Consider the following 12,833-nt stretch of genomic DNA (forward strand, 5'->3'; position numbering starts at 1 on the left):
GCCTGCACGGAACTGCGTCAGACGCCGATCGCGCGGCCGTCCTTGCGCCACACGGCGACCACCGCGGGACGGGGCAGCGTGCCGGGGCCGTCGGGCCAGGTGGACGCGGGCTTCTCGACCGACGCGCCGTCCTTCTCGCCCGGGTGCTGGACGCAGACGAGCACGCGGTCCTTCTCGACCCACGGGCCGCAGGTCTCCGCGCCCGTCGGGACGCTGAGGAACTGCTTGGTCTTGCCGCGCTCCTGGCCCTCGACGGCGACGCCGAACAGGCCGTCGTGCGACCCGAGGGCGTTGCCGTCCGTCGAGATCCACAGGTTGCCGTAGGGGTCGAACGTCACGTTGTCCGGGCACGAGATGGGCGAGACGTCCTCGGCGCCGTAGCCGCCGAAGTAGGTGCTCGGGTCCTTCGGGTCGCCGCACAGCAGGAAGATGTTCCAGGTGAAGCGGGTGGCCGCGGCGTCGTTCCTGCGCTCGGTCAGCTCGATGACGTGACCGTTCTTGTTGGCGTTGCGGGGGTTCGCCTCGTCGGCGGCCGCGCGGCCGGCCGCACCACGGTTGCTGTTGTTGGTGAGCGCGATGTAGACCTTGCCGGTCTTGGGGCTCGGCTCGACGTCCTCGGGACGGTCCATCTTGGTGGCGCCGACCTTGTCACCCGCGAGGCGCGTGAAGACCAGCACCTCCTCGGCGGTCATGCCCTCGACGAACGAGCGGTTGCCGCTGACCAGCTTGATCCACTCGCCGGAGCCGTCGAACTGCCCGTCGCGGGGCAGCTTGCCGGTGCCGTCGATCTGCGTGACGGGGGAGTCGCCGGTGAACTTGGCGACGTAGAGCGTGCCCTCGTCGAGCAGGTTCGCGTTGTGCTCGCGCGCCTTGCGGCCGTTGCCCTTCTTGAACTTCTTGGCCGACACGAACTTGTAGAAGTAGTCGAACCGCTCGTCGTCGCCGAGGTAGACCGCGACGTGGCCGTCGGCGGTGATGCGGGGCTCGGCGGCCTCGTGCTTGAACCGGCCGAGCGCGGTGCGCTTCTTGGGCGTCGACGTCGGGTCGTAGGGGTCGATCTCGACGATCCAGCCGAACCGGTTGGGCTCGTTGGGCTCCTTGGCGAGGTCGAAGCGGTCGTCGAAGCGCTCCCACTTGCGCTCGCTCGCGCCGCCGGCGATGCCGTAGCGGGCCAGGCGCGCCTTCTGCATCGGGTCGGTGACGGTCTCGGCGTTGGCGAAGTACTGGTTGATGTTCTCCTCGGCGGTCAGCCAGGTGCCCCACGGCGTCAGGCCGCCCGAGCAGTTGTTGAGCGTGCCGAGCACGGTGCGTCCGCGGCGGTCGGCCTTGGTGCGCACGAGCGACGAGCCCGCGACGGGGCCGGTGAGCTCGAACTTCGACGTGGTGTGCAGGCGGCGGTTGAGGCGGTGGCCGACGATCGGCTCGAGCGCGCCGGAGCCGCGCTTCTCCTTGACCGCGACGACGCTCAGGCCGTGCGCGGCCCAGGCGGTCTCGACCTGGCGACGCGTCGGGTTGGCGGCGTCGTAGCCGGGGAACATCATCGTCTCGCTGGTGTACTCGTGGTTGACGACCATGACGCGGGTGTTGCCGCTGAGCGGCAGCAGACCCAGGAAGTCGTTGTTGAAGCCGAACTGCGACTGCTGCTTCTGCGCGGTCTGCTTGTTGACGTCGAACTGCGGGACGCCCTTGAACAGCGGGTCGCCCCAGCGGATGACGACCTCCTGGGCGTGGCCGGTCGGCACGCTCACCGCGTCGACGGTGTTGGGCGGGACGGGCGTGAAGCGCAGGCCGCGTGCGCCGGAGACGGCGGCGGTGGCCAGGCCGGCCGCGGCGGGGGCGGCGGGCGTCGACGCGGCGGCGGGCAGGCCACCGAGCGCCACCGCGGCGCCGGTGCCGCCGATGACGGCGCCCGCGCGCAGCAGGCCGCGTCGCGACATCGCCTTCTGCATGACGTCGGCGAAGGTCTCGTTGGACGAGGTGTTGGGGGCGTCGTGCGCGCACGCGTCACCGCAGCGGTACCGGCAGGTGAGGGCGGCGCGGCCCGACGAGCAGGGGGAGGCGGACGACTCGGTGACGACGGGGAGCAGACGGCGGGTGGGCAGCTGGGTCACGACGGGGTTTCTCCTCGAACGCAGGGCAGGTGGCGACGGGTCTCGTCGCTGGGCGCGACGCTAGGGACGCCGCCCGCGGGCCCGACGTACCGCCGGTGAACGGAGGGTGGCCGAGGAGGAAAAGGCCGCCGTCATGAGGTGAGGCTGCCCTTGGTCGTGGTGTCGCCTCTGGTCGACACGGACGAGGAAAGTCATCCAGATGACGCAGAAAACGGCGTCACGCGCCTACCCTCGTGCCGTGGCACGTCCCTCACGCTCCCGGAGCACGACGCGTCGTCCCGCCCCGGTGCCCGCGCGGTCGGCGACCCTCGTCGTCCTGCTGGCCGGGCTCGTGGCCGTGCTCGTGGGCCTGGGGATCGTCGCGCTCAACGAGCCCACGCAGCTGCCCGACCTCGCGACCGGCCTGGTGGTCCAGACGCACGCGCAGGTCACCGGCGAGCGCACGCTCGCCCTGGGCGTGGCGCTGCTGATGCTGGCGCTGGGGTTCCGGCTGGGCGCGGGCCTGCGTCCGACGCCGAGGCCCGCGGCGAGGCGACCCGCCGCCCGCCCGACGTCGTCCACCCGCAGCCCCCGTCAGCAGCCGGCCCGCAAGCCGGCCGTGACGCGGGGCACGACCCGGACCCGGACGGGGCCTCGCAGGACCGCCAGCAAGTAGGTTGTCACCGTGACCAGCCAGACGGTGCCGCCCTCGATGCTGAGGGTGGCCACGTGGAACGTGTACCTCGGGGCCGACCTCGAGCCGCTCGTCCGCTCCGGCGACGGCGAGACGCTCGCGAAGGCCACCCGTGAGGCGCTTCAGCAGGCCGAGCGCACCCGCTTCCCCGAGCGCGCCGAGCTGATCGCCGACGCGATCGGCTCCGCCCGGCCCGACGTCGTCGGCCTGCAGGAGCTCGGACGGTGGGAGATCCACTCGCCCGACGGCCGCGAGGTGCTCTGGGACCACGCCCAGCTCGTCAGCGAGGCCCTCGAGCGCCGCGGCCACCCGTACGTGATGCTCCACTGCAGCGACACCTTCTCCGGTCGGCTGCCGCTCGACGACGAGCGCTCGGTCGGCTTCACCAACTGCGACGCGATGCTGTTGCGCGCCTCGCCCGACCGTCCGATCACCGTGCTCGACGCCGAGCACGGCCACTTCGACGCGCGCCTGCGCCTGACGCTGCCCGACGACAGCGAGACCTTCGACGTCAAGCGCGGGTGGGTGCAGGCCGACCTCGAGGTCGAGGGGCACCACGTCCGCGTCGTCACCACCCACCTGGACTCGATGGACGACGGCGTCCGCCTGCGTCAGGCGCACGAGCTCGTGGCCACCACCAGCACGTCGCCGTACCCCGTCGTGCTGGTGGGCGACCTCAACACCGCCGACGGCGACGGCGTCCTCGACGTGCTGCTCCGCGCCGGCTACCAGGACGCCTGGCAGCTGGCCGGGGTCGGCGACGGCCTCACCTGGGGTCGCACGCCCGACCTCGACGTCGACGCCGACCTGCGCGAGCGCATCGACTACGTGCTGCTCGACCCCGAGCACCTTGCCGCCCGGTCGGTCGACCTGATCGGCGACGGCGCGCAGCCCGACCCCCGGGGCACCACCCTGTGGGCCTCCGACCACGCCGGCGTCCTGGCCGAGCTGGAGATCTCATGAGCACCGAGCGTCCGCCCATCGACACCTGGCTCACCGACATGGACGGCGTGCTCGTCCACGAGGAGCGCGCCATCCCCGGCGCCGCCGAGTTCCTCGGCACGCTCCGCGAGACCGGCCGTCCGTTCCTCGTCCTCACCAACAACTCGATCTACACCCCGCGCGACCTGCGGGCCCGGCTGCTCGGCGCCGGCCTCGACGTCCCCGAGGAGTCGATCTGGACCTCGGCGCTCGCCACCGCGCAGTTCCTGGACGACCAGCGTCCCGAGGGGTCGGCGTACGTCATCGGCGAGTCCGGCCTGACCACCGCGCTGCACGGCGTCGGCTACGTGATGACGCGCCGCGACCCCGACTACGTGGTGCTCGGCGAGACGCGCACCTACTCCTTCGAGGCCATCACGACCGCGATCCAGCTGATCGTGCGCGGCGCGCGGTTCATCGCGACCAACCCCGACGCCAGCGGTCCCTCGCTCGACGGGCCGCTGCCCGCCACCGGCTCCGTCGCGGCCCTGATCACCAAGGCCACGGGCGTGGAGCCGTACTTCGTGGGCAAGCCCAACCCGCTGATGATGCGCAACGCGATCAACAAGATCGACGGGCACTCCGAGCACACCGTGATGATCGGCGACCGGATGGACACCGACGTCAAGTCGGGTCTCGAGGCCGGGCTGCGCACGATCCTGGTGCTCACCGGCTCGACCGCCGCGTCCGAGGTGGAGCGCTACCCCTTCCGCCCCGACCGGGTCGTCCCGTCCATCGCCGACGTCGTTCCCTTCATCGAGCGTCGGAGCCTGTCGGACTGAGGCAGGATTGGGGCGTGATCCCCAACCCGCACGACCTGTACCGCGCCGCCGACGACCGCTACGAGCACCTGGAGTACCGACGCTGCGGCGCCAGCGGCCTCCAGCTGCCCCCCGTCTCCCTGGGGCTGTGGCACAACTTCGGCGACGACACGCCGCTCGCGACGATGCGCGCGGTGCTGCGTCGCGCGTTCGACCTCGGCGTCACCCACTTCGACCTCGCCAACAACTACGGCCCGCCTCCGGGGTCGGCGGAGATCAACTTCGGCCGCGTCATGGCCGAGGACCTCGCGCCGTACCGCAACGAGCTGGTGATCTCCACCAAGGCGGGCTGGGACATGTGGCCCGGCCCGTACGGCTTCCTCGGCTCGCGCAAGTACCTGCTGTCGAGCCTCGACGACTCCCTGGACCGCATGGGCCTGGACCACGTCGACATCTTCTACAGCCACCGCTTCGACCCCGACACCCCGCTCGAGGAGACGATGGGCGCGCTCGACACGGCCGTCCGCTCGGGCAAGGCGCGCTACGCGGGCATCTCGTCGTACTCGCCCGAGCGCACCCGTCAGGCCGCGGCGATCCTGCGCGACCTCGGCACGCCGCTGCTCATCCACCAGCCGTCCTACTCGATGCTCAACCGCTGGATCGAGGACGAGCTCCTCGACACCCTCGCCGACGAGGGGGTGGGGTGCATCGCGTTCTCGCCTCTCGCCCAGGGCCTGCTCACGAGCAAGTACCTCGACGGCGTGCCCGAGGGCTCGCGCGCGGCGCAGGACAAGTCGCTCGGCCCCGACATGCTGAGCGAGGAGAACCTCGACCACGTCCGCGCGCTCGACGCGATCGCCAAGGAGCGCGGGCAGTCGCTCGCGCAGATGGCGATCGCCTGGGCCGCCCGCGACCCGCGCGTCACCTCGGTGCTGCTCGGCGCGAGCAGCGTCGCGCAGCTCGAGGACTCGCTCGCCGCGCTCGACACCCCGACGTTCAGCGACGACGAGCTCGCCGCGATCGACGAGCACGCCGTCGACGGCGCCCTCAACCTGTGGGCCACCTCGTCCGACCTGTGAGCGGTCGTCAGGGGCGGACGCGTCGCGCGGCCAGCTCCTCGTAGGCCGGTCGGCACGCCTCGGCGACCGCGGCGTCGTGCGGCGACAGGTCGACCTGGCGCGGGCGGTAGGGCTCGAACCCGGTCGAGCGCTGCACGGCGGCGTACCAGTACGGCGCCCAGACCCCGTCGGACGCACGCGGCCCGGCGGGCCAGCTGAGCATCGCGGGGTCGAAGTCGATGCCGACGTGGTCGCAGATCCAGCGCAGGTAGGTCTCGGGGTCGCGCAGGAAGTCGGCGGCGTCGACCACCGGGACCTCCACGCCCCGCTCGCGCCAGTGCGCGGCCAGGCGGGCCTGCTGCAGCAGGCCGATGTCGTCGGGCTCGCACGACTCGCGCGAGCGGACGTAGGACGCGACCACCTCGGCGGGGTCGCGGACGAGCAGCAGGTTGGCCAGGCCGTCGGTCCAGGCGAGGTCGAGGTCGTCCGGCACGTGGTGCGACATGTGCTTGGCGTAGTGGACGGTCGTCGCCGCGTCCGCCTGCGGCGGTGCGCCGTGGAGCAGGGCGTCGACCACGACGTCGAGGTCGGTCTCGCCGGCGGCCACCACCTCGTCGCGTCCCGGGTGGTCCAGGCCGGTGCGGTGCAGGTAGGCGGCGTAGAGCGGCTCGTCGAGCACGGCGCAGTCGGCGCGGTTCTCGAACGCCCGCATCGTCGCCGTCGAGATGTTGCGCGGGCCCGACCAGGTGGCGATGCGGACCGGGTGCGCGGTGGTGCCCGTCATGCCCGGACCCTATCGCCGCGGACGGCGCGTGCCGCCGATCCTCCGGCCGGTGCTGTCATCGGCGGGGGATCGTCCGTTATCATTTCGTGATGGCCATGTCAGGGGAGACGGACGGACGCCGCACGGACGAGGGGTTCGACGCGTGAGGGTGTTCGTGACGGGCGCGACCGGAGTGATGGGTCGCGCCGCGGTCCACGCGCTGCACAGCGCCGGGCACGACGTCGTCGGCCTGGCTCGCGACGCCGACGGCGCCGAGGTGCTCTCGGCCATGCAGGTGCGCCCGGCGACCGGCAACCTGTTCGACCGCGACAGCCTCGTCGCGGCCTTCTGGGACTGCGACGCGGTGTGCAACATGGCCACCCACATCCCGGTCGGCGGGCCGAGCATGCGCCCGCGCGCCTGGCGCCTGAACGACCGCATCCGCTCCGAGGGCTCGCGCGTCGTCGCCGAGGCCGCCCGCCTCGCCGGCGTCAAGCGCCTGGTGCAGGAGAGCGTGTCCTTCGTCTACGCCGACGGCGGCGAGGAGTGGATCGACGAGGAGTGCCCGGTCGCCGTCACCCGCGCCGCCGAGCCCGTCGTGCTCGCCGAGACCCACACCGAGCGCTTCGTCGGCGCCACCCGCGACGGCGTCGTCCTGCGCTTCGGCCACATCGTCGGCGACGACGGCCTGACCCGATGGCGCCTGGCCCGGGCCAGGTCCGGGCACGCCGTCGGCATGGGGCGACCCGACAGCTGGACCCACCTGGTGCACCCCGACGACGTCGGCTCGAGCGTGCTCGCGGCGCTGACCGCGCCGTCGGGCACCTACAACGTGGGGGCCGAGCCCGTCCGTCGTACCGACGTCGTGGCGGCGTTCGCCGAGGCCGCCGGCGCCGACGAGGGGTCGTTCTACCGGCGCAGCGTGCTGCGTCTCGGCGGCGAGCGGCTGGAGTGGCTGATGCGCTCGCAGCGCGTCAGCTCGCGCCGCCTGGCCCGGAGCACGGGCTGGAAGCCCTGCGAGGACCAGTTCGGCGTCCACTGGTTCGCGCCGATGGCCCAGGCGCACGGTGCCTGACGACGCCGCAGCCGAGCGCCGGCGCCGCGAGCGGGCGCTGCGCCTGCTGGGCGAGACGATGCCCGGCACCACCTCGGACGAGCGCGGGCCGGGCTGGGGACGCGAGGACGAGACGGAGTCGTCCCGCGACGCCGAGATGCGGCGGGACGTCCCGCCGCACCACGGCTAGCGGCGTCCGTCAGGCGGAGTGGCTGCCGCCCTCACGAGCGGCGTCACGGTCGCGGTTGCCCTCGAGCAGGTCGCGGATCTCGCGCAGCAGGATGACGTCCTCGGCCGGCGCCGGGGGAGCCTCGTCGGTCTGCTTGGGAGCCATCCGCTCGAGGACCTTCTTCATGGGCAGCACGACGAAGAAGTAGACGACCGCCGCGATGATGAGGAAGTTGATCACCGCGGTGATGAAGCCGCCGATGTCGACGAAGGTGTTGTCGCGACCGGCCCGGATGTTGAAGCCGAGACCGAGGTCGCCGGTGCCCCCGGCGGCCGCCAGCAGCGGGTCGATGAACGAGGTGGTGAAGCCCGTGACCAGGGCGGTGAACGCGGTGCCGATGACGACCGCGACCGCGAGGTCGACGATGTTGCCGCGGAGGATGAAGTCCTTGAATCCCTTGAGCATCTGCACTCCTGGGTCTGGGGGCCCGCAGACCCGACGGATCAGATGATTCAGCCAACCACATCGGAGGGTCGGTCGTCACCGACCACGACGTCGAGTCGGTCACGGCTCGCGGCGTCGCTGACCTGCAGCGCGACCTCCTCGGGCAGGGCCAGGACGACCACCCCGCCGTCGCTGCTCCAGCCCTCGCGCCCGGCCTCGGGCAGCACCGCGACGGGTGCCGAGCGGGTGAGCACCCGCGGCTCGGCCTCGCCCTCAGGGTCGGAGGAGAGCACGTGGACGCGGTCGCCCACCCGGAGCGCGGCGAGCGCCGCGGGGTCGCTCACCCGGACGCTCGCGAGCACCGTGCCGGGCGGGTAGCCCTCGAGCGCGTCCTGCTGCACCAGGCTCCAGTCGGTGAGGGGTGCACCGGCTCGCACCGGCGCGGCCACCGTCCGTCCCGTCACCGCGGACGCGTCGGCGTACGCCCGCGAGGGGACGGCCGACGGCGGCAGGCGGCGGACCTCGACGTCGCCGGCGCCGAGGGTCGAGCCCGACGCGAGGTCGCGCGCGGCGACCAGCACGGCGTCGGTGGGCGGCGCGTCGGGGCGCGCGGCCGTGACGGCGCAGAGCACGGCCAGGAACACCAGCACCGCGGCGACGCCACGGCGGTGGGCACGCACGAGTCGGCGCAGGCGGCGGGTGAAGGCGGCGGCAGGACGCATGCCGGTGGACCTTAGGTCCTCAGCGGGCCCCGTGCCGGCTGTCCACAGGCCGGTTCCGGCGTCGTCAGCTCGTGGCGCTGGACGTGGTGGTGCTGCTCGATCCGGAGGTGCCGCCGGAGCCGGTGGACGACGAGTCCGACTTCTTCTCGGCGGGCTTGGCCTTGTCGCCCGAGCCCGAGTCCTTCGACCCGCCGTCGGAGGAGGACGTCGAGGAGGTCGTCGACGAGCCGCCCTTGCCGTCGCTGCGGCTGTCGTTGCGGTAGAAGCCCGAGCCCTTGAACACCACGCCCACGGCGTTGAAGACCTTGCGGAGCCGTCCCTGGCAGGTCGGGCACTCGGTGAGCGACGCGTCGCTGAACGACTGCTGGACCTCGAGGTCTCGGCCGCACTGCGTGCACACGTACTGGTAGGTCGGCACCGGTGGTTCTCCCTGCGCGAATGATCTGGTCGACTGCCTCAACATTGTGCGGGAGCGCGCTGTTCCCCCGTGCGCCGGGGCAGGGCGTCGGGGCCTGCCGATACGATGAGCCCACTGTGACCTGCCGAACCCGTCGAGGGACCCTGCTCTGATGGAGTGGATCCTCCTCGCGTCGTCCTTGCTGCTGATGGTGGCGTGCGGCATCTTCGTCGCCGCCGAGTTCTCGTTCGTGACCGTCGACCGCGCGAGCGTCGAGCGGGCCGCCGAGGGTGGCGACGCCGGCGCGGGCGGCGTCCTGGCCGGGCTGCGGACGCTGTCGACCCAGCTGAGCGGCGCCCAGCTCGGCATCACGCTGACCAACCTCGCCATCGGGTACCTGTCCGAGCCGGCCATCGCCGAGCTGCTGAGACCGGTCCTGCGCGACGTCGGCGTCACCGGGGCCGCGGTGTCGGCCATCGCCATCACGGTCGCGCTGGTGGTCAGCACCGTCGTGACGATGCTCGTCGGCGAGCTGGTCCCGAAGAACCTGGCGATCTCGCTGCCGCTCGCCACGGCCAAGGCCACGCAGCTGCCGATGCGCGCGTTCACCCGGTCGATGGCCTGGCCCATCCGGCACCTCAACGGGGCGGCCAACGCGATCCTGCGTCGCCTGGGCGTCGAGCCGCAGGAGGAGCTGCGCTCGGCCCGCAGCCCCGAGGAGCTGCGCTCGCTGGTGATCCGCTCGGCCGACGAGGGCGTGCTCGAGTCGCCCACCGCCCAGCTGGTCGCGCGCAGCATCGCGTTCGGCGAGCGCACCGCCGCCGACGTCCGCACGCCGCGCGTCCGCGTCCGGTTCCTCGACGCCACCGACACCGCGCAGGACGTCATCGAGGCGGCCCGCGAGACCGGCCACTCCCGCTTCCCGGTGATCGGGCGCAGCGAGGACGACGTCGTGGGCATCGTGCACATCAAGCAGGCCGTCGCCGTCGCGCCCGACCGTCGACGCTCGGTGCGGCTCGTCGACGTCGCCGCGCCCGCGAGCGTCGTCCCCGACTCGATCGAGCTCGACCCCCTGCTCGGCGTGCTGCGCGAGCAGGGCATGCAGATGGCGGTCGTCGTCGACGAGTACGGCGGCACCGACGGCGTGGTGACCATCGAGGACCTCGTCGAGGAGATCGTCGGCGACATCGCCGACGAGCACGACCGCGGCAGCAGCGGACCGCGTCACCGTCCGGACGGCACGTGGTCGCTGTCGGGCATGCTGCGGCCCGACGAGGTCGCCGAGGCCACCGGGCTGCGCCTGCCCGAGGCCGACGACTACGAGACCGTCGCGGGGCTCGTGCTCACCGAGCTCGGCCGGCTCGCCGTCAAGGGCGACGCCGTCTCGGTCGACGTCGAGGTGCCCGACCCCGCCGACGACGAGGCGCCCGCGCGCGTCGTGCACGTCGAGCTGCGGGTGGAGCGGATGGACGGACGCCGCATCGACCGCGTGGCGCTCGTGGCCAGCCTCGACGGCGAGCCCTGGGAGCCTGCGGAGGTGGAGTCGTGAGCGACTACTTCGGCCTCGTGCTGACCTTCGTGCTGCTCGCCCTCAACGCCCTGTTCGTGGGCGCGGAGTTCGCGCTCATCTCGGCGCGCCGCACCAAGCTGGAGCCGATGGCGACGGCGGGCTCGCGTCCGGCCAGGATGGCGATGCGCGCGATGGCCAACATCTCGCTGGTGATGGCCGCGGCGCAGCTCGGCATCACGCTGTGCACGCTCGGCCTGGGCGCCATCTCCGAGCCGGCGATCGCGCACCTGATGGAGCCGGTGTTCGACGCGGTGTCGGTGCCCGAGTCGCTCGTCCACCCGATCTCCTTCGTCATCGCGACGGCGCTCGTGGTGTGGGCGCACGTGGTGTTCGGCGAGATGGTGCCCAAGAACCTCGCTCTGGTCGGGCCCGAGCGGGCGGCGATCGTCCTCGGTCCGTTCATGCTCGGCGTGGTCTTCGTGCTCAAGCCCGTGGTGGTGGCGCTGAACTGGGTGGCCAACGGCGCGGTGCGGCTGGCGCGCGTCGAGCCCAAGGACGAGGTGTCGTCGTCGTACACCCACGACGAGGTGGCCGGGCTCGTCGAGGAGTCGCGGCGCGAGGGCTTCCTCGACGACGACGAGTACGGGCTGGTCACGGGCGCGCTGGAGTTCGAGGCGGGCACCGTCGAGCAGGTGATGATCCCGGTGCACCGGCTCACCACGATCCCGCCGGGCACCAACCCCGCGGCGATCGAGGAGGCCTGTGCCGAGACCGGGTTCTCGCGCTTCCCCGTGGCCGAGGCCGACGGCACCCTGCTGGGCTACCTGCACATCAAGGACGTCCTCGAGACCGACGAGGACCGCCGCCAGCGTCCCGTCACCGCCAAGCGCGTCCGCTCGATGGCCTCGGTGCCCCCCACCTGCGGCCTCCACGACGCCCTGCGCGCCATGCAGTCCCGCGGCGCCCACATCGCCCGCGTCGTCGCCCCCGACGGCTCGGTCCCCGGCGTCGTCATGCTCGAGGACGTCCTCGAGCGCCTCGTCGGCGAGATCCACGACGCCGGCCGCGTCGACACCCCCTGACCCCCACCCCCAGGTCCGCTCCTCCGGTCCGCGTCGAGGTCCGACTTCTGCAACGCATCGATCGCTGATGCGTTGAACAACTCGGACCTCAACGCGAGAGGACCTGTGGATGAAACCGTCGTTCCGAGAACGGCCTGTGGACGACGGTTCTGGGGTCGTCCGGGCATCCACGCTGACGCATGCCCTCCCGTCCGACCCCGCTGCCCGAGCCGCTGAGAGCTCGTCCGTTCACCTCGGCCGACGTACGCGCGCAGGGTCTGTCGTGGCGGGTGCTGAACGGCCACGAGGTGCGGCGACTTCACCGGGGCGTCTACGTCCACATCGCCCTCGAGCTCACCCTGGGTGTCGAGGTGGACGCCGCGCTGCTGGCGCTGCCCGAGGGTGCGGTCGCGTCGCACGACACGGCGGCGCTCCTGCTCGATCTGCCGCTCCCACGCGGCGCCGGTCGTGAGCTGCACTTCTGGGTGCCCCGAGCGTCGACCGGCCGTTCGGTGCCCGGGGTCGTGCTGCACACCAGCCCGACCCGCCCGCCGACGACGGTGGTGGGCGGCCGCACCGTCACCGCGCCGGGCAAGACCTTCATCGACATGGCCACGCGGCTCGGGCTCGACGACCTGGTGGCCCTCGGTGACGGGATCGTCAGACGGACGGGGGTGCTGCCGATGGAGCTCCAGCGACTGGCTCGTGAACCGCGACGTCGGTGGATCCGCAGGGCGAGGCAGGCGGCCCGGCTCGTCCGGGCAGGTGTCGACTCAGCACCCAAGACCCACCTGAGGCTCGCGGTCCTGGACGACTTCCTGCCCGAACCCGAGACCGGCGCCGATGTCTTCGACGATGCCGGCGGGTGGATCGCCCGTCCCGACCTGAGCTGGTCGCGGTGGAAGGTCGCCGTGGAGTACGACGGCGAGCACCACCGCGCCGACGTCCGGCAGTACAACCTCGACATCGGTCGCCGGGAGGCGCTCGAGGACGCGGGCTGGATCGTCGTCGTCGTGACCGCCGAGCGGCTCTACCGCCGACGCCCGCAGACCGTGACCCGCATCCGGTCGGCGCTCCAGAGCCGTGGCGCACCGATCTTCTGAGCGTCGAGGTCCGAGCTGCACAACGT

The 12,833-nt window shown here is 72.5% G+C and carries 14 protein-coding genes; 9 read left to right on the forward strand and 5 right to left on the reverse strand.

Annotation, left to right across the window (positions count from 1 at the left end; all coding sequences use genetic code 11):
- Positions 1 to 17 precede the first annotated feature (17 nt).
- Entirely contained in the window at positions 18 to 2,111 is a 2,094-nt protein-coding gene (locus ACI6PP_RS09265; RefSeq protein ID WP_421111019.1) for a PhoX family protein, read from the reverse strand.
- Positions 2,112 to 2,349: 238 nt separating this feature from the next.
- Between ACI6PP_RS09265 and ACI6PP_RS09270 the strand changes: the two genes are divergently transcribed.
- Genes ACI6PP_RS09270 through mgrA form a run of 4 tightly spaced genes read left to right on the forward strand, consistent with a single transcriptional unit; the run spans position 2,350 to position 5,605 of the window.
- Complete coding sequence (locus tag ACI6PP_RS09270) at positions 2,350 to 2,766, forward strand: hypothetical protein (RefSeq protein ID WP_421111020.1); 417 nt, start codon at positions 2,350 to 2,352, stop codon at positions 2,764 to 2,766.
- Between the two features lie 9 nt (positions 2,767 to 2,775).
- Complete coding sequence (locus ACI6PP_RS09275; RefSeq protein WP_421111022.1) at positions 2,776 to 3,747, forward strand: endonuclease/exonuclease/phosphatase family protein; 972 nt, start codon at positions 2,776 to 2,778, stop codon at positions 3,745 to 3,747.
- A complete protein-coding gene (locus tag ACI6PP_RS09280; protein ID WP_421111024.1) occupies positions 3,744 to 4,547 on the forward strand; it encodes an HAD-IIA family hydrolase in 804 nt (267 codons plus the stop codon). The genes ACI6PP_RS09275 and ACI6PP_RS09280 overlap by 4 nt, the downstream gene beginning before the upstream one ends.
- 17 nt (positions 4,548 to 4,564) lie before the next feature.
- A complete protein-coding gene (gene mgrA / locus ACI6PP_RS09285) occupies positions 4,565 to 5,605 on the forward strand; it encodes an L-glyceraldehyde 3-phosphate reductase (protein WP_421111086.1) in 1,041 nt (346 codons plus the stop codon).
- A 7-nt stretch (positions 5,606 to 5,612) separates the two neighbouring features.
- Here mgrA and ACI6PP_RS09290 read toward each other — a convergent pair whose 3' ends face one another.
- On the reverse strand, positions 5,613 to 6,368 hold the full coding sequence (locus tag ACI6PP_RS09290; RefSeq protein WP_421111026.1) for a sulfotransferase-like domain-containing protein: 756 nt from the start codon (positions 6,366 to 6,368) through the stop codon (positions 5,613 to 5,615).
- A gap of 142 nt (positions 6,369 to 6,510) precedes the next feature.
- Here ACI6PP_RS09290 and ACI6PP_RS09295 point away from each other — a divergent pair, with 142 nt between their 5' ends.
- Both ACI6PP_RS09295 and ACI6PP_RS09300 read left to right on the forward strand, forming a co-directional pair.
- On the forward strand, positions 6,511 to 7,422 hold the full coding sequence (locus tag ACI6PP_RS09295) for an NAD-dependent epimerase/dehydratase family protein (RefSeq protein WP_421111028.1): 912 nt from the start codon (positions 6,511 to 6,513) through the stop codon (positions 7,420 to 7,422).
- Complete coding sequence (locus ACI6PP_RS09300; RefSeq protein ID WP_421111030.1) at positions 7,415 to 7,591, forward strand: hypothetical protein; 177 nt, start codon at positions 7,415 to 7,417, stop codon at positions 7,589 to 7,591. The genes ACI6PP_RS09295 and ACI6PP_RS09300 overlap by 8 nt, the downstream gene beginning before the upstream one ends.
- Positions 7,592 to 7,600: 9 nt before the next feature.
- Here ACI6PP_RS09300 and mscL read toward each other — a convergent pair whose 3' ends face one another.
- The 3 genes from mscL to ACI6PP_RS09315 all read right to left on the reverse strand — a co-directional run bounded on the left by mscL (position 7,601) and on the right by ACI6PP_RS09315 (position 9,154).
- The gene (gene mscL / locus ACI6PP_RS09305) at positions 7,601 to 8,035 is read right to left on the reverse strand and encodes a large conductance mechanosensitive channel protein MscL (RefSeq protein ID WP_421111031.1); all 435 of its coding nucleotides are present in this window, start codon (positions 8,033 to 8,035) and stop codon (positions 7,601 to 7,603) included.
- Between the two features lie 47 nt (positions 8,036 to 8,082).
- Positions 8,083 to 8,736 carry an SAF domain-containing protein gene (locus tag ACI6PP_RS09310; RefSeq protein WP_421111033.1) on the reverse strand — a complete coding sequence of 218 codons (654 nt, stop codon included), beginning with the start codon at positions 8,734 to 8,736 and terminating at the stop codon, positions 8,083 to 8,085.
- A gap of 64 nt (positions 8,737 to 8,800) precedes the next feature.
- Complete coding sequence (locus tag ACI6PP_RS09315; RefSeq protein WP_421111035.1) at positions 8,801 to 9,154, reverse strand: FmdB family zinc ribbon protein; 354 nt, start codon at positions 9,152 to 9,154, stop codon at positions 8,801 to 8,803.
- 151 nt (positions 9,155 to 9,305) lie between these two features.
- On the opposite strand from ACI6PP_RS09315, the gene ACI6PP_RS09320 reads away from it, so the two are divergent.
- The 3 genes from ACI6PP_RS09320 (at position 9,306) to ACI6PP_RS09330 (ending at position 12,807) form a co-directional block, all read left to right on the forward strand.
- Entirely contained in the window at positions 9,306 to 10,682 is a 1,377-nt protein-coding gene (locus ACI6PP_RS09320) for a hemolysin family protein (RefSeq protein ID WP_421111037.1), read from the forward strand.
- Complete coding sequence (locus ACI6PP_RS09325) at positions 10,679 to 11,725, forward strand: hemolysin family protein (RefSeq protein WP_421111038.1); 1,047 nt, start codon at positions 10,679 to 10,681, stop codon at positions 11,723 to 11,725. Before ACI6PP_RS09320 ends, ACI6PP_RS09325 begins: the two co-directional genes overlap by 4 nt.
- Before the next feature lie 179 nt (positions 11,726 to 11,904).
- Positions 11,905 to 12,807 (forward strand): hypothetical protein, encoded by a 903-nt coding sequence (locus ACI6PP_RS09330; protein WP_421111040.1) that lies wholly within the window; start codon positions 11,905 to 11,907, stop codon positions 12,805 to 12,807.
- Positions 12,808 to 12,833 lie beyond the last annotated feature (26 nt).

This window comes from Solicola agrisoli (genome assembly GCF_049059935.1).
Lineage (GTDB): Bacteria > Actinomycetota > Actinomycetes > Propionibacteriales > Nocardioidaceae > JAURVT01.